The sequence below is a fragment of the Streptomyces sp. SD15 genome (assembly GCF_054462255.1).
Window position 1 is genome coordinate 1 of record NZ_JBTLMO010000016.1, and the last position, 18,390, is coordinate 18,390.

At 68.7% G+C, this 18,390-nt stretch carries 21 protein-coding genes and 1 pseudogene; 6 read left to right on the forward strand and 16 right to left on the reverse strand.

The window, feature by feature from the left end:
* Positions 1–969 (forward strand): IS701 family transposase (locus ACX28W_RS17620; protein WP_458999920.1); only part of this gene is annotated, 969 nt, incomplete at its 5' end.
* Positions 970–1,179: 210 nt separating this feature from the next.
* Here the strand turns inward: ACX28W_RS17620 and ACX28W_RS17625 are convergent.
* The 4 genes and pseudogenes from ACX28W_RS17625 to ACX28W_RS17640 form a co-directional block, all read right to left on the reverse strand.
* Positions 1,180–1,539, reverse strand: a complete 360-nt coding sequence (locus ACX28W_RS17625) for a hypothetical protein (protein WP_326608295.1) — start codon at positions 1,537–1,539, stop codon at positions 1,180–1,182.
* A gap of 27 nt (positions 1,540–1,566) precedes the next feature.
* The gene (locus ACX28W_RS17630) at positions 1,567–1,884 is read right to left on the reverse strand and encodes a hypothetical protein (RefSeq protein ID WP_459000070.1); all 318 of its coding nucleotides are present in this window, start codon (positions 1,882–1,884) and stop codon (positions 1,567–1,569) included.
* A 132-nt stretch (positions 1,885–2,016) separates the two neighbouring features.
* Positions 2,017–2,358: pseudogene (locus ACX28W_RS17635) on the reverse strand (transposase); the annotation flags it as partial.
* A 447-nt stretch (positions 2,359–2,805) separates the two neighbouring features.
* The gene (locus ACX28W_RS17640) at positions 2,806–4,767 is read right to left on the reverse strand and encodes an NAD-binding protein (RefSeq protein WP_459000057.1); all 1,962 of its coding nucleotides are present in this window, start codon (positions 4,765–4,767) and stop codon (positions 2,806–2,808) included.
* A 306-nt stretch (positions 4,768–5,073) separates the two neighbouring features.
* Between ACX28W_RS17640 and ACX28W_RS17645 the strand changes: the two genes are divergently transcribed.
* Together ACX28W_RS17645 and ACX28W_RS17650 are read left to right on the forward strand one after the other, a co-directional pair.
* A complete protein-coding gene (locus tag ACX28W_RS17645) occupies positions 5,074–5,556 on the forward strand; it encodes a DUF6232 family protein (protein WP_459000058.1) in 483 nt (160 codons plus the stop codon).
* Complete coding sequence (locus ACX28W_RS17650; RefSeq protein WP_458999922.1) at positions 5,553–5,891, forward strand: hypothetical protein; 339 nt, start codon at positions 5,553–5,555, stop codon at positions 5,889–5,891. Before ACX28W_RS17645 ends, ACX28W_RS17650 begins: the two co-directional genes overlap by 4 nt.
* A 181-nt stretch (positions 5,892–6,072) precedes the next feature.
* On the opposite strand, the gene ACX28W_RS17655 is transcribed toward ACX28W_RS17650, so the two are convergent.
* Together ACX28W_RS17655 and ACX28W_RS17660 are read right to left on the reverse strand one after the other, a co-directional pair.
* On the reverse strand, positions 6,073–7,137 hold the full coding sequence (locus tag ACX28W_RS17655; protein WP_458999923.1) for an acyltransferase family protein: 1,065 nt from the start codon (positions 7,135–7,137) through the stop codon (positions 6,073–6,075).
* Positions 7,138–7,411: 274 nt separating this feature from the next.
* Positions 7,412–8,215 (reverse strand): sulfite exporter TauE/SafE family protein, encoded by an 804-nt coding sequence (locus ACX28W_RS17660; RefSeq protein WP_458999924.1) that lies wholly within the window; start codon positions 8,213–8,215, stop codon positions 7,412–7,414.
* 85 nt (positions 8,216–8,300) lie between these two features.
* On the opposite strand from ACX28W_RS17660, the gene ACX28W_RS17665 reads away from it, so the two are divergent.
* Positions 8,301–9,083 carry an AraC family transcriptional regulator gene (locus ACX28W_RS17665; protein ID WP_458999925.1) on the forward strand — a complete coding sequence of 261 codons (783 nt, stop codon included), beginning with the start codon at positions 8,301–8,303 and terminating at the stop codon, positions 9,081–9,083.
* A gap of 109 nt (positions 9,084–9,192) precedes the next feature.
* On the opposite strand, the gene ACX28W_RS17670 is transcribed toward ACX28W_RS17665, so the two are convergent.
* The 5 genes from ACX28W_RS17670 to ACX28W_RS17690 form a co-directional block, all read right to left on the reverse strand.
* On the reverse strand, positions 9,193–9,357 hold the full coding sequence (locus ACX28W_RS17670; protein WP_458999926.1) for a hypothetical protein: 165 nt from the start codon (positions 9,355–9,357) through the stop codon (positions 9,193–9,195).
* Between the two features lie 71 nt (positions 9,358–9,428).
* Positions 9,429–10,085 (reverse strand): DUF433 domain-containing protein, encoded by a 657-nt coding sequence (locus tag ACX28W_RS17675; RefSeq protein WP_458999927.1) that lies wholly within the window; start codon positions 10,083–10,085, stop codon positions 9,429–9,431.
* An 85-nt stretch (positions 10,086–10,170) separates the two neighbouring features.
* A complete protein-coding gene (locus tag ACX28W_RS17680; RefSeq protein ID WP_458999928.1) occupies positions 10,171–11,055 on the reverse strand; it encodes a hypothetical protein in 885 nt (294 codons plus the stop codon).
* 272 nt (positions 11,056–11,327) lie between these two features.
* Positions 11,328–11,510 (reverse strand): DUF397 domain-containing protein, encoded by a 183-nt coding sequence (locus ACX28W_RS17685; RefSeq protein WP_458999929.1) that lies wholly within the window; start codon positions 11,508–11,510, stop codon positions 11,328–11,330.
* On the reverse strand, positions 11,422–12,336 hold the full coding sequence (locus ACX28W_RS17690; protein WP_459000059.1) for a helix-turn-helix domain-containing protein: 915 nt from the start codon (positions 12,334–12,336) through the stop codon (positions 11,422–11,424). The genes ACX28W_RS17685 and ACX28W_RS17690 overlap by 89 nt, the downstream gene beginning before the upstream one ends.
* Before the next feature lie 235 nt (positions 12,337–12,571).
* Between ACX28W_RS17690 and ACX28W_RS17695 the strand changes: the two genes are divergently transcribed.
* Positions 12,572–13,042, forward strand: coding sequence for an ATP-binding protein (locus ACX28W_RS17695; protein ID WP_458999930.1), 471 nt, complete (start codon positions 12,572–12,574; stop codon positions 13,040–13,042).
* Between the two features lie 122 nt (positions 13,043–13,164).
* Here the strand turns inward: ACX28W_RS17695 and ACX28W_RS17700 are convergent, their stop codons facing one another.
* The 5 genes from ACX28W_RS17700 to ACX28W_RS17720 all read right to left on the reverse strand — a co-directional run bounded on the left by ACX28W_RS17700 (position 13,165) and on the right by ACX28W_RS17720 (position 15,785).
* Entirely contained in the window at positions 13,165–13,449 is a 285-nt protein-coding gene (locus ACX28W_RS17700; RefSeq protein ID WP_458999931.1) for a hypothetical protein, read from the reverse strand.
* Between the two features lie 245 nt (positions 13,450–13,694).
* Positions 13,695–14,120 carry a PIN domain-containing protein gene (locus ACX28W_RS17705; protein ID WP_458999932.1) on the reverse strand — a complete coding sequence of 142 codons (426 nt, stop codon included), beginning with the start codon at positions 14,118–14,120 and terminating at the stop codon, positions 13,695–13,697.
* Positions 14,117–14,395, reverse strand: a complete 279-nt coding sequence (locus tag ACX28W_RS17710) for a ribbon-helix-helix domain-containing protein (RefSeq protein ID WP_458999933.1) — start codon at positions 14,393–14,395, stop codon at positions 14,117–14,119. Before ACX28W_RS17710 ends, ACX28W_RS17705 begins: the two co-directional genes overlap by 4 nt.
* A gap of 65 nt (positions 14,396–14,460) precedes the next feature.
* Positions 14,461–15,354, reverse strand: coding sequence for a phosphorothioated DNA-binding restriction endonuclease (locus ACX28W_RS17715; protein ID WP_458999934.1), 894 nt, complete (start codon positions 15,352–15,354; stop codon positions 14,461–14,463).
* A 269-nt stretch (positions 15,355–15,623) separates the two neighbouring features.
* A complete protein-coding gene (locus ACX28W_RS17720; RefSeq protein WP_458999935.1) occupies positions 15,624–15,785 on the reverse strand; it encodes a tetratricopeptide repeat protein in 162 nt (53 codons plus the stop codon).
* A gap of 114 nt (positions 15,786–15,899) precedes the next feature.
* Here ACX28W_RS17720 and ACX28W_RS17725 point away from each other — a divergent pair, with 114 nt between their 5' ends.
* Positions 15,900–18,179 carry a beta-propeller fold lactonase family protein gene (locus ACX28W_RS17725; protein WP_458999936.1) on the forward strand — a complete coding sequence of 760 codons (2,280 nt, stop codon included), beginning with the start codon at positions 15,900–15,902 and terminating at the stop codon, positions 18,177–18,179.
* The last annotated feature ends 211 nt before the right edge of the window (positions 18,180–18,390 follow it).

Genomic DNA, 18,390 nt, shown 5'->3' on the forward strand with positions numbered 1-18,390 from the left:
TACGTCGCCGACAAGCTCGGCGAGACGGGCGGAGTCCTCATCGTCGACGACACCGGGTTCATCAAGAAGGGCACCACCTCAGCCGGGGTTCAGCGCCAGTACTCCGGAACCGCCGGCCGGACCGAGAACTGCCAGATCGGCGTCTTCGCCGCCTATACCTCCGCCCGCGGCCGGGCCCTGGTCGACCGTGAGCTCTACCTCCCGAAGTCCTGGACCGAGGACCGAGAACGCTGCCGCACCGCAAATGTCCCCGACGAGCGGGAGTTCGCCACCAAGGGCGAACTGGCCCGGCACATGGTGCTGCGGGCTCTCGCCTCGCCGCTGCCCGTTACCTGGGTCACCGCGGATTCCGCCTACGGTCAGGACAACCGGTTCCGCCGACTGCTGGAACAGTCGGGTGTCGGCTACGTGCTGGCCGTTCCCAAGTCCCAGTTCAGCGGGGGCTGTTCACGGATCGAGGGCCTGTTCGCGCAGGCCCCGGACGAAGCGTGGGAGAAGATCTCATGCGGCGATGGCGCGAAGGGGCCCCTCGTCTACCACTGGGCAGCGGTGCGGCTGCCGGCCGTCGCCGAGTTCGACTATCAAGGCGAGGTCCCTCACCGGATGCGGTGGGCGCTGGCCCGTCGCAGCATCAGCAAGTCCGACGAGATCGCCTACTACCTCGCCTACGCACCTCTTCAGGTCACCGTCCAGGAGCTGGTGCGGGTCGCCGGGGCGCGCTGGGCGATCGAGGAGTGCTTCCAGGCCGCGAAGAACGAGTGCGGCCTGGACCAGTACGAAGTCCGCCGCTACACGGGCTGGTATCGGCACATCACTCTGGCCATGCTCGCGCACGCTTTCCTGGCCGCCACGGCACACCAGCCCTGGGAAAGGGGGGCGGAACCGGTGAGACACCCGGGGCCATCGGGCTCACAGTGGCGGAAGTTCGGCGACTCCTGGCAGCTTGTCGTGCCCGGCCCCCGCACCTGAGCGGACACCGAGGACTACACCACGCGCTGAGCTGGTCGAACTGGCGTCGCCGACGCCAAGCAGTCGCCAGCCGCTGTCACTACCTGCGGCGTTGTCGCACGATCGAGGGGCGGTCTCCGTGAGACCGCCCCCGCACCATCGAAGTCCCGCTACACTCCCGCCACCCGGCGAAGGACCAGGTCAGACAGCGAAATCCTGCTGGAGTAGCCGTCAGGCGCTTTGCCAGCCGGAAGTACGCCCGCCCCGCCAGACAACTTCGATCTGAGTGAGTACAGTGCCGGTCGGCGCTTTGAACTCATAACAGTTGCCGCCGGCCCCATCATCGTCGGCAACGTCGTAGATCTTGCCGCCGGTGACCTTGAAGCGGCCGTAGACCCCCACACCGTCCGCTTTCTCGTCGCATACCACCCCCGTCTTGTGGTCGTACGACGACCAGATCGACCCGAGCAGCGTTCCGTCCGCGGCCTTGACGAAGCCGGAGCCGTAGTGGGCCGCCGCGGGCGTCGTAACGGCGAGCACGCAGGCTGCCGAGGCAGCGGCGACGGTAAGGAATGAGGTGGTTCTTCTCAACGTGGTCTCCCTCGTGAAGTCTCGTCTTCAGGGCTTCTTCCAGCCGGAACCGCGCGGTGGATCGCTCCGCAAGACTGCTTCGAACTCGATGATGTACTTACCGCTCGGCGCGGTGAACCCGGGGCAGATGCCCCCCTCGCCATCGGAATCGGCAACGTCGTAGATGGCGCCGCCGGTGACCTTGAAGCGCCCGTAGACGCCCATACCGTCGTCATCTTTGTCGCAGACATGCCCATGCTGGTGGCCGTCGTAGACCGTGACCTGCGCGGCCGTCACAAAACCGCCCCACGTGTAGACATAGGCACTGGCTTGATGGGCCGCTGCGGGCGTCGCGAAAGTCAGCATGCCGGCGATCGTGGCACTGGCGACGCCCAAGACTGGGATGGCTTTTCTCAAGGTGATCCCCCCCCGTGAATGTTCGAGTCGTCTGTGATTCAAGTCACGTGCGTCGGAATGCTGGCATGTACCGCACAAGGCGTCAATAGACGTGGTGCCCTTCTTGATGAACCCGGTGTCGTCGACGATGAGGACTCCGCCCGTCTCGCCGAGCTTGTCGGCGACGTATGCCTGCAGGTCGTCGCGGATGTCATCGGGCTCCCACTTCGATCCGGCGAGGAGGTGCTGCAGGCCGTCGGGCGTGGGGTGGCCGGCCTGTTCAGCCAGTTGTCAGGTGTTCTTGCGGGCCACCGGGGCGAGCAGCCCGCGTACGTAGTCACGCATGCGGCGGCGGAGCTCGACCCGGCCGAAGCGGTGCCCGATGGTCAGGAAGAGATCGTCCAGTTCAAGGTCCCACTGCGCGGCGGCATGCTCGGTGATCACACTCGGAGGCTGCCCCGCCGCTGTCACTACCTGCGGCGTTGTCGCACGATCGAGGGGCGGTCTCCGTGAGACCGCCCCCGCACCATCGAAGTCCCGCTACACTCCCGCCACCCGGCGAAAGACCAGGTCAGACAGCGAAATCCTGCTGGAGTACTAGCCCTGGGGCCCGGCTACCCATCGAGCCCGGGGGCCAGCCGCCCATCTACCCAGGCGCTACTCACCCAGCCCTGGCGGCAACCTTTCAGCTCCGGCCGGGGTATCCAGCCCGTCCGGCGTTTGAGGACGAGCCCTTCGGGCGATAGCGGGGGTCCAGGGGGCGCAGCGCCCCTGGCGGGGTCTGGGGGCGGAGCCCCCAGGAACGGATGGGACGGGTAGGGGCGGCGGGGGCGAGGAAAACCGCCCCCCGCAACAACGGACCGCGCCCGCTCAACCGCGCCCCCGGAGGGCCTACGCCCGAGCCCGAGGCCGCCGCCCCAACAACTCCGCCAGCCCCCGCCGGGTAGCAGCCAACACCACCCGATCCCCCGCACGAAGCACATACGTGGAAGGAAGATCCCAAACCAGCCCAGAGCGCCCCCGCCCACCCCCGGCACCCCCCGCCGCGGACGCCGCAGACGCCACCCCGCCACCCCGCCGCTCACCCGGATCCGCCGTGTCCAGCGCAAGCACCCGCCACGCCCCCGCACGAAACGCCTCACCCACAGTCCGCCCCTCCAACTGCGCATGCCCGCCCACATCGATGGCGGCGAACAACAGCACCCGCCGCTCGACCGGAATCGCCCCGAGGATCTGCCGCCCCATCATGGCCCCGGCAAAGGCGGGCGCAGCCAGATGCGACACGCTGCGACTCCGCGTGAGCGCCTGCGGATGCGCGGCCCGCAGGGTCCGGTACACGGCGGTCGCGAAGTCGTCGTCGTACAGCCGAAGCACAACCCGTAGATCGGGCCGCACGGTACGGGCGTACAACGCGGCCTCCAGATTCGTCGTATCCGCACTGGTCAACGCCAGCAGCGCATGCGCCCGATGAATCTTCGCGGCCTCCAGCACCCCTTCCTGCGTCACATCCCCCAACACCACCGGCACCCGCAACCGCCGAGCCAGCGCCAGCCCCCGCGCCTCCGGGTCGGCCTCGACGCACACCACGGGAATGTGCAGCTCACGCAGGCGCGCCAGCACCCGCGTACCGATCTTGCCGACCCCGAGCAGCACGACATGCCCGGACAGTCCCCGTGGCGGCTTGCGCAACGCGGACCCGCTCCGGAACGTACCCAGTGCCTCCAGCACGGCGGCGAGCAGCACGGGCAGCAACAACAATCCGACAAGCCCGGAGAAGAGCTGAAGAACCTGCTGCCCGACCGGCTTCCCGATGGCGGGATCGTTGATCGCGAAGAGGTCGAGCAGCGTCAGATATGTGGCGTGCAGCGGATGCTCTCCGTTGACCACCACGGACGCGACCGCCAGCCCGACCACACACCCCACCAGCCCGGCGAACGACCAACGCAGCCGCCGGGACAGCAGCGAGGCGAAGGGCATGACACTGCGCCGGGCGGACAGCGCGGGGCCGGTGTACGACACCGTCTCCAGGACGACGGTCCCGCGCCCGGTGGCCGCCGCCACCGCCCGTTCGTCGGGCAGCAGCCGAGGTCCCTGAGGTCCGCTGCTCTCGGAACCGTCGGCCCCGGCGGGGTCGTTGGTCGTGGCGGACAGCAGCGCCAACGTGCACAGCCCGGGGTCGGCGACCTGCCCCGGCCCCGGCGGCGGCCGCTCCACCGCCCTGAGCATCAACCCGTCCGTCTGGACGACCTTGCTGGTGCCGGTGACGGCGGTGGCGGCCAGTGCGGGCGCGGCGGTGTCGGCGTCGGACAGAACGGTGGTGGACGCATCGCCTGCGCCGGCCCCCTGCCTTCCCCCAGCCGTCCCCTCGCCATCCCCACCGCTGTCGACATCCACCGTGGCCAACGCCGAGGCTTGATCGAGGAGTTCCTCGATGTGCTGACCGAGGCGCCGGTTGTAGAGCCGGATGACGAGCCGCAGTCGCGGATTGAGGCGGCGTGCGGTGAGCGCGGCCCGGATGTTGGTCTCGTCGTCGTCATAAACGAGCGCGAGGGCGGCGGCCCGTTCGACGCCTGCCTCGGCGAGCACGACCTCGCTGAGTTCGGCGGCCTCCAACACCCGCTCGGAGCCGGGTGGTTCGGCTGTCCGGCCGGGCGTCCCCTCACCGTTCCCGGCGGCCCGGTTCACCGCCGCGGACACCCGGTCGAACAGATTCGAGCCCCGGGCGCGTCCCACGACCGGCGGCCGCACGCTTCGCTGGGCAGGCGGCACAACAAGGGTCACCTGCTCGCCGTACACCCCGCGCAGTTCGGCGGCCAGCCGGTGTGCCAGGGCGTCGTCCCCGGCCACCACCATGTGCGCGGAGTCGTCGGTCGACGAGCTCTGATACGGAAGGGTCCCCACAAGGGAGAAGAGTGCCGCACAGGGACGCGTGGTTCCACCTGCCCGGACCGGTCGCGACCACTTCCGCGGAGGGACGGCGACATTGGCCTGATAACAGGTCGGTTGTCAGGTGATGGATCCAGGTTTCACCCATCTGGGTGAAGGGCTGTCAAAGCCCGTAGGGCCAACACCGCGCGGCTTAACGTCCATTCTGTCGCCCCCCACCCCAAACAGAGGAGGCAGACTGTGGCGCCCAGTCACGCAACAGTTCAGGTACGGGTGAATGAAGGTGTGTTGTGGGTGGAAGGCGAAGCCTATCCCCTGCGCAACATCTCCCATGTGGGACAGCGCACGCTGGAGGTCGACAAAGGCGCAGCCTGGCGGAAGTTCATCCTGCGCACGCTCATCTGCCTGGTATTCGGCGGAAGTTTGGCAGCCGCCGCCGGAACCATCGGGGTGATCCTCTTGCTCGGTGTGGAGGCGCTGCTGGTCTGGCGGCTCATGACGGCCATCAGCAAACCACCGTTGTACGGTTTGGTCCTCAATACCTCCGGCACCCAGCGTGATGCCGTGTGGTCCACGGACAGCGCCGAAATCCAGCACCTCGTCTACGAGATCACCAAGGCGATCGGCCACCCGGACATCGCGCAGGTGACCTATAACGTGCAGCACGCCGTGCAAGGGGACCTCATCCAGCAGTACGGCGCGGGGAGCATCGGCAAGGCTCAGCACAGCGGCTCCGGCAACATCGCGGCCTCATGAGCGGCGACCACATCCAGCAGTACGGGGCTGGGAGCATCGGCAAGGCTGAGCATGTCGGCTCCGGAGACATCGTGGCCGGAGGGAAACGTGTCGATGCCTCGGGGCCAGGGGAACCGGCGCTCGACAACCTTCTCAGGGAAGTTCAGGCGCTGAGGCAGCACCTTGATGAGAGCGATCGGGCGGAGGTGGATGCAGCTGTCGAAGAGATCGCCTCGAATCCCTCCGGCGAACGATTCAACAAGCTGCTCCAGAAGATCGCCGGAATCGCGACAATCATCGGGGAAGCGGGAACGCCGGTCATCACCGCTGTCAAGGCGCTGCTGGGTTCTCCGTAAAAGGATGCGCGCAGGAACCAGGACCCAGGAAAAGGCCTAGGAAAAGCCCTAGGGAAGGGAAAGGCCCTAGGGGAAGCCCTACAGGACGGAAAGGCCCAGGAAAATTTCCTGAGAGGTGGCAGTCAGGAGAACGGCCCCCGGCTCCGGGTGGCCGGGCGGCCTCTTCCCACCGTGCCTCGCCTCAAGATCGTCGTACGGGGGTCCGGGTGTTCTTGAAGGCCCAGGGCATCTTCGGTTCCATGGCGAAGCGGAAGAGCCGCTGGACGGGCGGGGTGCACAGCACGGTCACGACGGCCGCGGCGACGAGGGTGACGACGATCTCGCCGACGGGCTGATGGATCCAGTCGTGCTCGTACCAGCCCCAGACACTCTTGCTCTGGACGACGAAGCCGTGCAGCAGATAGCCGTACAGCGTGCCCGCCCCCAGCACGGTGAACCACATCCGGCGCCCCGGCACCCAGGCGAGGAAGCAGGCGACCAGGACCAGCGAGCAGCCGAACAGGACCAGGGTCATCAGGGGCCCGTACCAGCCGGGGGCGCCGAGTTCCTCGGCGGCGGCGCGGTGCATGAACCAGGCGGAGTTCATCCGCGGGACCGCCCAGTACGCCACGACGAGCGCGCAGGCGAACACCGGCACGGCCAGGATGCGCGCCGCGCGGCGGCGCACCAGCCGGAAGTGCTCCGGCCGCAGGCACAGGCCGAGCACGAAGTAAGGCAGGAACTGCAGGACACGCTGCAGATCGAGGTCGTCGCCGATCTGCGGCGAGAGGGTCGCCAGCATCGCGATGGCGAGCGCGACCGGCAGCGGCCATCGCACGGTGTTCCAGATGGGCGTGGTCAGCCGCCAGATGAACAGGGCCGCCAGGAACCATGTCAGGTACAGGGGCTCCAGCAGGCTGAAGGGGCGGTCCGGAACGTGGTCGGTCCACCTCGTGAAGACGGTGTACGCCGTCTCGAACACGACGTACGGGACGGCGACGCCGGTGATCAGACGCTTGATCCGCTCCGGGCTCGCGTCGAAGTTGCGGGAGAAATAGCCGGAGATGACGATGAACGCCGGCATGTGGAACGCGTAGACGACCACGTAGAGCGCGGTGACGGTTCGGCTGCTGTGGCGCAGCGGCTCCCATGCGTGCCCGATCGCCACCAGCACGATCGCGAGGTACTTGGCGTTGTCGAAGAAGGCGTCACGCGACTGTGTCCGCCCGGGCGCGGTCCGCGCCGCGGGTGCCGTCGCTGTGGTCATGCTCACCACGCACCATCCCGTGCATCGCCAAGTGAACCTGCATCGACGAATATGCGTCTTAGCAATGATGTGGGTGTGAAGTGACTGTGTGACATCTGGGCCACCCCACCATTCCCGCGAGGGCGCTGTAAACCCATCCCTGTGTTGATGTTGTGTGGGTCACAGGCGGCGAGCGCGATCTGCGGGGTGCGGGCGTTCGGTAGGCGCCTCACGGCACGGGCAAGGCCCAGCGGGTGCGGCCGGACACCGGGCGCCGTACCCGCTGGGACAGGTCCTAGGCCGAGAGCAGCATCGCGACCGCCACCGCGGCAAGCAGCCCGATGTACGCCCACGCGTAGGGGCGGTCGGGGATCCGCAGCGGGCGCCGCCGCAGCACCGCGATGACCGGCAGAGCTCCGAGGAGCAGCGCCGAGGCGGCACGGAGGTCGATGAGGCCCACCAGGTGCACCTGTGCGTCCGCGGCGGCGGGGACCGCTGCCACGCCCAGGGACACCGCGGTGGCCGGGAGCGCGATGGCGAGGGTGAGGGGGTTGGCCAGCGCGGTCGCCACATGCATCGTGTGCCCCGCCCGCCGCATCGCGGGGACGGTCATGACACTGCCGCCCACGCCGAGGAAGGCAGCGACCGCACCGATCGGTGCGCCGAGGACGGTCGGCAGCGGACGCGGAGTATCGGAAGTCGCCCCGGCCCGGGTGTGCGGGCGCAGGAAGCCGGGGCGCAGCAGTAGGTCGGCGATGGTGAGAGCGACATACACGACGAATGCCCAGCGGGCCGGATCGGCCGGGGCCAGGCGCGTGGCGAGCGCACCGGCCGAGGCACCGGCCGCCAGCAGGAGGAGCAGCCTGCCGCTGCCGCGGAGCGCGAGGAGCACCCGCCGCGGTGTGACAGCCGTCGCGAACCCCGCGTTCACCACCATCACCAGGGCCGAGGTGGCCGTCGCCACCCGCATCGCGTCCGCGCCGAGTGCTGCGTCGGCCCACACCACGACCGGTACCGCGACGAACCCGCCACCGAAACCGAACAACACGGTCGTCACCCCGGTGAGGAGCCCGACCCCGATCAACATCACGACGTCCATGGGCCCCACCCCACCAGCCCCGGCGGCCTTCCGGCATGCGATGGTCGGCACAGTTCCTTCGCGTCTCGGCCACTAGGGTGGACGGGTGAAGAACGTCCCGCTGGCCGACGTCGACCATGTCGACCGGGCCGTCCTGCCCATCGGCACCGACTACCCGCCCGGCCTCGTACTGGACTGGCACGAACACCGGCGCGCGCAGTTCCTCCACGGCGCCACCGGCGTCATGGTCGTCGACACCGCCGAGGGCACCTGGACCGTTCCGCCCGAACGTGCCGTACTGATCCCGCCCGCTACCCGGCACCGGGTCCGCATGCTGGGGGTGAGTACCCGCAGCCTGTACATCGAGCCGCACGCCGTCCCCTGGTGGCCCGCCACCTGCACGGTCGTGGACGTTCCCCCGCTGCTGCGCGAACTGCTGCTGGCGGCTGTCGAGTTCGACGCCGACTACAGTCTGTCCGGGCGCGAGGGAAGCATCGCCGCGCTCCTCCTGCACGAGATCGCCGAGCGCGCCCCGCTCCCGTTCCACGTGGGGATTCCCGCCTCCGCCGACCTGGCGAGGCTCTGCCGCGCGTACCTGGCCGCTCCGGACACCGGCGTCACCAACGCGGCATGGGCCGCAAGCACGGCCATGAGCGAGAGGGCCTTCACCCGGCGTTTCCGCTCCGAGACCGGTGACAGTCCCGCCGTCTGGCGGGCCCGCGCCCGCCTGCTCGCGGCCGTCCCGCTGCTGCGCACCGCGTCGGTCAGCGAGGTCGGCGGCCGTATCGGCTACGCCTCTCCCGCAGCGTTCACCGCCGCCTTCACCCGCGCCTTCGGCACGCCCCCGTCCCACTTCACCGCGAGCCACCAGCGCGGCGGCCGCCTCTGACCGCTCCACGCGGGGGGAGCGGTCAGAGGACTACGCACGCAGAAGGGCCTGTTCGACCGCGGCACGACTGGCGATGGACCGCCCGAGATGGCCAAGGGCGACCGGCCCGTCAGGGCCACGTGCGCTCGACGCGGTCGTGCCGCACGGCGTAGGCCGCCGGACCGCCCTTCTCGACGGCCCGGCGGATCGCGTCACGGCGCGCGACGAGGCGTTCGACCATCTCCATGCTGCGCAGCTGCTGGTTGTCGAGGTAGAACAACACCGCCTCGCGCACGGTGAACAGTCCACCCGCAGGCTCTCAGCCCCTCGGCGACACGGCGGCCGAGATTCCGGTCGAGGAAGAACTCAGGCGGCAAGATGCACCACTGCTTGGCAGAGGGCATCCACCTGCTCAGGTGTCATGTCGTAGTCGTACGCGATGTCCTCGACGGACTCCCCGGCCTCCCACAGGTCGGTGATGGCCTTGACCGAGACCCGGTTGGCGGCCACCACGGGGAGACCGTGACCGAACCTCGGATCGATCACGACGGGGACAGAGTCCGGGTACTGCCTCAACCGCAGGCTGGAGGGGAAGTCGTCGCCAGGCTCCCAGGTGAGGTAGCGGAGATAGTCGGAGACCACCTCCTTGATGGGGACCTGGCCGTCGCGGGCCCTGCGGAGATCCCCCCAACCGTGCTCGATGAAGATGTCCACGCCGTCCGTCGCGATCCGCTGGGACACGAGCCCGTAGGGGGTGTCGAAGGCGTCCCGTACGGCGGCGGCCGCCTCCCTGATCTCGCTCATGCGGAGCCCCAGGGAGCGCAGGGAACGAAGGACGTGCGCCTCGGCGACCGCGATGAAAGGCACCGAAGGCTGTCCCTTCCGTACCGGCTCCACCTGGTGGACCAGAGGCGCTCCGGCGGCCCTGCCCTTCAGCCACGAGGTGAGGGTCGACTGCGGAATCTCAAGGTAGGAGGCGGTCTCCGTGGGCGTCAGGAGTCCGTCCTTGAACCTGTCGACCATGCCCCACCTCCTCTTGATACCGGGTTTCGCATCGTCGCATATCCAGCCTCCCACCCGAGGTCCCACCGCACACCCACCCACCAGCTCAGCCGGCCGCACGGAGACAGTCCCTCGATCGGCAGTCGCGGCAGTGTCCGGGGGCGGAGGCGCGGAAGGCCCGCTCGCAGCCGTCGCAGGTCTGGAAGGGCAGGACAGCCGCCGGACGTTCCACGGGGTGCGCCGACGGGGGTGGAGCGGGCAGGGGCGTCTCTCGTAGGCGGAAGGCGAGGATGGCTGCGGGACGAGTAAGGAAGTGGTCAGGGAGCCCTGTGGTGAGCGACGCGGTGATTTGGGACGCTCCCACACCCGCCGCGAGCCACTGGGCGACGGTCGGTGCCAGGCGGGCGGCCTCCTGCTCGGAGAGGATCAGCCGCGGATCTACCCGACGCAGGGCGGCGAGTACGGCGACGGCCTGAGGGTTGGCTTCGGCGAGGGGGACCGGGGCCTTCGCCTCGTCCCGTGCGGGTGCGGGCCCGGTTTCCTCCACGGTCGCGGGTGTGGGCGTGGCCCCCGCAGCGGCGCGCTGCTTTCGGGGCCGACGCGGCTTCGGCGGCTCGGGAGGCCCGTCCGGATCGGGATCACCGCCGGGGATGTCGTAGAAGTACGTCCGGGTACGGATCTGCCCGGTGGACAGTCGCTCGCGGCGGCGTTCCAGGTATCCGGCTTCTTCGAGTTCTCTGAGCGCCCGCGAGATCAGGATCTCGCCCTCGGTGAAGTGCTCGCACAGGGCGGCGATGCTCACGGGGGAGCCGTCGGGGAGGGAGAGGATGTACACCGCGACGCCGATTGTGACCGCGCTGCCGCGCCGCTGCGCGAGGGCGTTGGAGATGACGGTGAAGTCGGCCGTGAGGCGGGTGCGTACGTGGATCACGCCGGAGGTCGGAGCTCCGGCGTCGGCGCGCAGGCGCGCGTTAGACTGCGGGTCAGCCATCGGGAAGTCGTTCTCTTCCTGATCGGTCAGGCCCTCGATCGGGACGGCAATCCCGGCCGGGGGCCGTATCTGTTTGCGGTTGTCGCGGCGAACGTAACCGTCCGTATCCCGCTCCTGCAAGCCGGTCACTCGGACGGGTGACGTGGGCCGGGAGGGTGGGTGGGCGGGGAGTTCTTTCCCCCGGTTCTTTGGGAGGTCAGTGGCCCGCCGAGCCCTCGCGGGCAAGGATCCGGTGGACCCGGGAGGCGGGCCGTGACCGGGACCTGGCCGGCTCAGACGCGGTGCTGACCGGCCTTCAACTCGCCTATGAACGCTGCCCAGGAGCCGACTTCGAAGGACAGCGCGGGACCGTGCGGGACCTTGTTGTCACGGACGGGCACGAGGCCGGGGAACCCGTCCGCCACCTCCACGCAGTTGCCGCCCTCCTGATTGCTGTAGCTGCTCTTGCGCCACACGGCGCCGTTCAGATCGGGACGGGACCTTCGCTCCACGGTGGTTGCCCTCCATCACGGATCGGATCATGTCGAGCGACATGAGCGGGGGCAGGGCTGCCGCCCGTAGCCGATCGTAGGTCAAGGAAAACCTCCTGACTTCGGCTGGATCCTCGATGAGTTGGCCGTAGTGCGCGCCTTCCGTGTAGGCGACTTCCGAGCCGTCAGGCAGCGCGAGAATCGTCAGCGAGCCTCCCATCGCGTCGTGCTCGCCTTGGTCGAACGGCAGTACCTGCACGTCGATATGAGGCTCCGCCGCGGCCTCGATCAGGCGCTCCAACTGCCCACGCATCACTGCATGACCACCGACCGGACGCCTCAGTACCGCCTCGTCGAGGACGACCCACAGCGCAGGTCGATCAGCAGAGCCGAGCCGCTCCTGACGTCCCATGCGCACAGTGAGCCTCTCCTCCAACTGCGCCTCACTGCTGAGGGTGAGGCCGACGCTCAGGACGGCCCGCGCGTACTCCTCGGTCTGGAGCAGACCGGGCACCACATGCGCTGCGTACTCTCCGATGGACACCGCCCGCTCCGAATACGCCATGAACGCCCGCGACCAGTCCGGGAACGCCTCCCGATACACATACGGCCACAGCTCGACCAACAAATTGTCCGCGCCCAGGGCAGCGTCGAGCGCCCGTGCCAGTGCCAGCGTGGGTTTCGCCCCGGAGGCCCGCTCGATCTGCGTGATCCGGGTGCTCACCACGTGTGTCCTGTCGCCGAGTTCGGCCTGGGTCAGCCCGGCCGCCGTACGGAGTCTGCGCACCCGCGAACCGAACAGCGCGGCCATCGACGTACTGGGATCAATTCCGTTGGCCAAGGCGTCACTTCCGTTCCTTACGGACTGAAAAGTAAGGCTGTGTCACCTTCCGAGCGTAGGGCCGCCCGACGACTCTTGAGTACGGAACGTGACGGCTCGCGTACACGGCGGGACGTCCCAGGACGCGACAGGCAAGGACGGACACGCTGTGCTGACAGGAACGACGACCTCGGGCGAAGAACCCCGAAGGAGCACCCAAGCCCCTGTGGTGGAACCCGTCGCGCTCGACGGCGTTGCCACTGAACACCCGGTGCTCACAGCGCAGTTCGCCTCGTCGCCCCGAGGTGCGAGGCTCGCCCGACGCGGCGCCGTGTGGCGCATGGAGGAGTGGGGATACCCGCCGGAGTCGGACGCGTCGTGCGCGGTCGCCCTCGTCGTGGGTGAACTCGCCGCGAACGCCGTCCAGCACGGCCACGTCCCGGGCCGCGACTTCCGTCTCAGGCTCGGCCTCGACGAGGTGGCGGGCCTGGTGCGGATCGAGGTCGCCGACGCCGCCACCGCGAAACGGCCGCCTGTCGCTCCGCCCTCGTCGTACCCCGACGGCGAGTCGGGTCGAGGCCTGCTCCTGGTGGATGTCCTGGCCGTGCGCTGGGGCTCGACGCCTCGTCACCCCGTGGGCAAGACGGTCTGGGCGGAGGTGTCGACCGTTGTTTCAGCAGGTCTGAACACACTGTGAGTTGCGATAACTATGGGTATCGCCAAAATCTTGGATCGAAGAACTGCTCTGAAGGGCGACCATGTGGGCACTGCAGGCGGTACAGCTTTGGAGGCCATCTCATGTGGCTGGTCCGAATGCTGTCATGCGGAAGCCACCACCTCGCCGGCGATGACCTGGGGAGGGTTGGGGAGCAGTGACGCAAGGTTGTCCCGTACGAAGTCCGCAGCCCTCGAGATCGATTCCTCGGCACCGGCCTGGTCCTGGAAGACGCTGGTCGAGACCATCACTCCGTCCCCGGCATCGATCCAGTAGTAGGCCACGAAGCCGGAGACCTGGCGCATGAGCGACACGAACCCCTCGTTCACGAGACGTGCCGCCTCGGCTGAACCGGTCACCCCTTCGTACCGCCGGACTGCTGCGTACATCGCCAAGCTCCTCACGGCGTTCTGGGTTCGTCCTCCGCTGAGACGTCGTACCCCTGCGACGGCTGCCTGGCTCATGAGGCGTCCGGCAATCACCTGAAGGGCCGCCTCGGGTGATCCGAACGGCGGCCGCAGGCCCGGACACACGGCATGCGTTCGCGCTTGAACGGCGCCGCAAACGTCCGCGCGCGCAGCACCGGTTCGGCGATCTCCTGCGGATATGCCTGACTTGAGGGGCGCGAGCCGGGTCACACCTTCTTGACGACGATCGTGTCCGGGAGCAGCTTCTCGAGGTCGTCGACGTCCGAGGTGAAGACGGTGATCTGTCCCTTCTGCTGTCGTGCGATGACGGCGAGCACCGCGTCGATCGCGTACTTGTGGCCGTGCAACTTGGCGTCGGCCAGGAGCCGGCGTGCCTGGCGGGCCTCGTCCTTCCCGATGTCGACGACCTGGAGCCGGGACAGTACCCAGTCCCAGCGCTGTTCGGTCGTTCTGCCGTCGTACGCCTCGACCAGGGTCATCGGGGACGTCAGGACTTCGGCCTCCCCTCGTGCCGCGAGGTCGATCCAGGCGATCATCTTCCGGTCGCCACGCACGGCCAGAGACAGGGCTTCACAGTCCAGCACGAAGACACGGAGCGGCCGCTGTCGGTGCTCACCGGCTTGCTTCTTCACGCAGCCTCTCCGGTGTTGTGCTTTCCGGTGGTTCGACGCCGCTCGTGTTCGGCGTCGAGTTCCTCCAGCTCGTCGAGCGCTGCCGCATGCTCGTCCTCAGTGACGGGGCCGTGTTCTTCCTGCAGCCAGTCGGCCAGTTCCCGGAGCCGGTCCCGGTCGCGCTTGAAGCGCAGCGCCTCGGCGACGTACGCCGACAGGCCCCGCTCTGCCGCGTCCGCGCGGATCTCGTCCAGGAGATCCTCGGGAATCGTCACGGTTACTTTCTTCGTCGCCATACAGGAGACCATACTCGTGGTATCGCACTCCTTACCAGTGAGCCACGTGACCGACGATGCGGCGATCAGGCGGCCGTGGCGGGGCGTGGACTGCCGTGAAAGACCTGGCTGGTGTGCCAGGAGCGGTGGACCGCCGCGACGGGGTGGGCGCCCGGTTGAGGCCCGATGAGCGGGCGGCCGGCGAGCGCTATGACGTGCTCGCGGGCGGCGGGGCTGTGGCCGACGAAGCGCTGCGAGACCAGGATGCGGAGACCGTCACCGATGCCGAGGACGCCCTTGTCGAAGAGCTTGTGGTGCAGCGAGCACAGGCACAGTCCGTTTTCGACGTCGTCGGGGCCGTCGAACGCCCACCAGCGCACGTGCGCCGCCTCGAGTCCGACCGGCACCGCGCCGATCCTGCCGTCGTAGCCGCAGAAGGCGCACCGGTACTTGTAGGCCGTCAGGACCTGCTCCCGCATCCGCGGATCCCGCCGCCTCCGCACGGCTGAGAGCTGTCCGGTCTCCGTCGGCTCCAGCTCCAGGCCGACGGCTTCGCACAGGTCGCCGTGGAGCGAAGGCGGGAAGTGCAGGTCGAGCAGGACCCGTGCCATCCGGCCGAGCAGTGACGGCTCGCGCCGCAGCGCCGCACGCAGTTCCGGCGCCAGCCGCCCTGCGGCTCCGACGTCCCGCAACTCCCGCACGCCACTGCCGGGACTGCCCGGTCCGCGATCGGTGCGCACCTCCCACACTCCGTCGCTCACCAGATGGTGGAACGGGTAGGCGGGCGTCGTCCTGTTGGGCGGACCGTACTCGGTCAGCAGACGCTGCAGATCCTCCTCCACCGCGCTGTACCGCAGTTCGCCGGCGGCATCCCACTGAAACCGGCCGAGGGCGTACAGCAACAGCAGCGGCTTGTGCGGAGCACGGGTCCCGCTTCTGCTCCACTGCCTCAGCTTCGCGGTGCGCTCCAGCCAGTCCATGACCGGCGATGGTAGTGGTGCCTCGTCGGACATCGATCAGTGCATGCTCGGAGAGGGGCTATGTAGAGGGTTACCCGGGTGGGACCGTGGTCTGACCTGGTGTTTCACTGTCGGGGTGGCGGGATGTGAACCCACGACCTCTTCGTCCCGAACTCTCGGCTCGGTGGTCATTGAGGTCTTTCGGGCTGTTCAACTAGCCGTGGTCGGCTCTTGAGGTTCAGCGATGGTCACTGAGGTTGCTGTACTTCCATGCTGCACAGCTTCGAGTTTTAGATGGCGTGGGCGAGGTCGTTGCGGCTGGTGAGGGTGTCGGGGTGGGTGTCGCCGAGGACCTGCTCGTACTGGGTGAGGGTGGCTTCGTGCAGGGGGATGGCTTTGTGGACATCGCCGTGGGAGAGGCCCCGGAATCTCTTCTTCCCGCGCACAACCATTCCGACGGCTCCGTTGTCACACCCGTGTCATAGGCATCCGGAACATGCCGCGCCCGGTGCCTTCCAACCTCCGGTGACGCGCGGCCTCCCACGGCTCATGGGGTTTGAACCACCTTGCGCAACCGCAGAATCTCCACCGCGACGGCACTCGCCGTCCTCTTCAGTTCCGTGGCGCTGACGGGCCTCGGGGCCACGGCCGCCCACGCCGACGGCAACGCCGTCCTGCCCGTCGCCTCCGTCGCCGACATCGTCGTGGACAGCGTGCACCAGCGCGTCTTCGTCAGCGACCGGGCTGGCGGCAAGGTCGTCGCCACCGACTACAGCGGCAACGTCGTCGGGACGCTCGGCTCGCTCCCGGAGGCCGACGGCCTGGAACTCTCGGCCGACTCGCAGACGCTGTACGTGGCCGTCGCGGGCAGCGACGAGATCGCGGCGATCGACACGGCCGGCCTCACCGAGTCCGCGCGCTACTCGACCGGTACTGCCGACGCCCCGAGGACCCTCGCCCGTGTCGGCGGGAAGCTGTGGTTCGGCTACGGCACGACGACGCACGGGGACATCGGCTCCCTCGACCTCTCGGGCCCGGATCCTGTCCTCGCCGTGGCCCAGGACAGCGGCAGCCGCTGGTACTACGCGCCCCTGCTGGAGTCCAACCCGGCCGCGCCCGGTGTGCTGGCCGCCGCCGAGCCGGGCATCAGCCCCGCCGCCGTGGCGACCTATGACGTCTCCGGAGCCGGCGCGCCCAGGCTTATCGCCCAGGGCCAGGCCGGCAGTAACCTGCGCGACCTCGAGGTGACCCCCGACGGCAACCAGGTCGTCACGGCCAGCGGCTGGCCCTACAAGCACCAGGTGCTGTCCACCACCGACCTGAAGGAAGTCGGCAGCTACCCGACCGACGCCTACCCGAACGCCGTCGACATCGCCGCGGACGGCACCGTCGCCGCGGGCATCGACGGCTCGTACGAGCCGGACGTCTACATCTTCAAGCCCGGTACCACCCAGCCGGTCCGGAAGTACGAATTCGCCGACACCGGCACCGGCACCCTGGTTCCGGACGGCCTGGCCTGGGAGCCGGACGGCAACCACCTCTTCGCGGTCACCGGCAGTGGCAGCGCGTACCGCCTCAACACGCTGAACGCGCCGACCAAGGCCGCCACCACGGTGACGGTGAGCGCGCCTTCCTCGGTTGTTCCCGGTAAGTCGCTGACCGTCACCGGGAAGGTCAGCGGTGGCGATGCGCTGCCGGCCGGGACGTCGCTGACGGTCACCCGTACCGATGCGGAGTCGCCGTCGGGCAAGGCGCTGGCCCCGGTGACGACCGGCGAGGACGGATCGTTCTCCTTCACCGACACCCCGTCGGTTGAGGGCGATGCGAAGTACACCGTCTCCTACGCGGGTGACGCCGGGCATGCTCCGGCGTCTGCCTCGCGGACCGTGGCCGTCTCCCGCAGCGTCACCACGGTGACGGTGAGCGCGCCCGCCACGGCCACCCGTGCCAAGTCGCTGACCGTCACCGGCAAGGTCGCCAATGCAGACGCGCTGCTGGCCGGCACGGTGCTGACCGTCAAGCGCACCGACCTGGAGTCGCCCTCCGGCAAGGCGCTGGCCTCGGTGAAGACCAAGGCGGACGGCACCTTCTCCTTCACCGACACCCCGCCTGCCGGCGGCGACGTGAAGTACACCGTCTCCTACGCGGGCGACGCGACCCGTGCCCCGGCCTCCAGCTCGGACACGGTGGCCGTCTCCCGGACCGCCACCACGCTGAGCCTGAACAACAGCGGCAAGGTGTACTCCTACGGTCAGGACGTCACCTTCACCGCGCACCTGGGCACCACCTACAAGAGCCGCACGGTGGAGATCTGGGCCAACCCCTATGGCTCGGACAAGCCCAACGTCCTGGTGAAGAAGGCGACCGTCAACTCCAGCGGAAACGTCTCCGCCGTGGTGGACATGAAGCGGGACACCACCGTCACCGCGGTCTTCGCCGGTGACGCCCGCACCGCCCCGAAGTCGGTCAAGGTCACCGCGTACGCCAAGGTGAGCGTCTCCACCTCGCTGACGAAGTACTACAAGACCGGCAAGGTCAGCACCAACTCCTCGACGTACTACTGGTACCGAAAGAACACCGGCCCGCTGTTCACCACCACGATGAGCTACTACCCGGGCCGCAGCCACCGGCTGGACATCGACGTCTACTACCAGGGCGCGTGGCACCGCGGTTACGAGGAGTTCTTCGAGCTGGGCGCCGACGGCAAGAGCGTCATCGACCTCGGCGCATCCGACGAGGCAGGCCTCCGCGTCCGGGTCCGGTCGGCCTACATCAACGACTCTTCCGGAGACAACGTCAACTCCACCACCTACAGCTCCTGGAAGTACATCTACTTCACCAACTGACCTGCGGACCCGGGCCGTCGGTGGAGAAGTGCCGCGCCGCCCGTCGGCCGGGGCTTCTGAGAGGGCGGCTGTGACGGGGAAGCGGCGTCGCAGCCTGAAGCAAGCTGGGGACAGCCGGGACTCGTCAACGTGTGCGTGTCTCGGCTGTTTGAGCCGGCCAGGAAGCCGGCGGGACACCATTCATGGTTCAGCCCGCGCGTTGGCTGCAAGA

Excerpts from the sequence above, each read along its gene's own strand:
- ACX28W_RS17675 (WP_458999927.1), bottom strand. The coding sequence starts at position 10,085 with ATGGTCGACAGGTTCAAGGACGGACTCCTGACGCCCACGGAGACCGCC.
- ACX28W_RS17715 (WP_458999934.1), bottom strand. The coding sequence starts at position 15,354 with ATGGACTGGCTGGAGCGCACCGCGAAGCTGAGGCAGTGGAGCAGAAGC.
- ACX28W_RS17700 (WP_458999931.1), bottom strand. The coding sequence starts at position 13,449 with ATGTACGCAGCAGTCCGGCGGTACGAAGGGGTGACCGGTTCAGCCGAG.
- ACX28W_RS17680 (WP_458999928.1), bottom strand. The coding sequence starts at position 11,055 with ATGGCTGACCCGCAGTCTAACGCGCGCCTGCGCGCCGACGCCGGAGCT.
- ACX28W_RS17640 (WP_459000057.1), bottom strand. The coding sequence starts at position 4,767 with ATGGTGGTGGCCGGGGACGACGCCCTGGCACACCGGCTGGCCGCCGAA.
- ACX28W_RS17650 (WP_458999922.1), top strand. The coding sequence starts at position 5,553 with ATGAGCGGCGACCACATCCAGCAGTACGGGGCTGGGAGCATCGGCAAG.
- ACX28W_RS17655 (WP_458999923.1), bottom strand. The coding sequence starts at position 7,137 with ATGACCACAGCGACGGCACCCGCGGCGCGGACCGCGCCCGGGCGGACA.
- ACX28W_RS17710 (WP_458999933.1), bottom strand. The coding sequence starts at position 14,395 with ATGGCGACGAAGAAAGTAACCGTGACGATTCCCGAGGATCTCCTGGAC.
- ACX28W_RS17720 (WP_458999935.1), bottom strand. The coding sequence starts at position 15,785 with ATGGTTGTGCGCGGGAAGAAGAGATTCCGGGGCCTCTCCCACGGCGAT.
- ACX28W_RS17630 (WP_459000070.1), bottom strand. The coding sequence starts at position 1,884 with ATGCTGACTTTCGCGACGCCCGCAGCGGCCCATCAAGCCAGTGCCTAT.
- ACX28W_RS17660 (WP_458999924.1), bottom strand. The coding sequence starts at position 8,215 with ATGGACGTCGTGATGTTGATCGGGGTCGGGCTCCTCACCGGGGTGACG.
- ACX28W_RS17690 (WP_459000059.1), bottom strand. The coding sequence starts at position 12,336 with ATGGCCGCGCTGTTCGGTTCGCGGGTGCGCAGACTCCGTACGGCGGCC.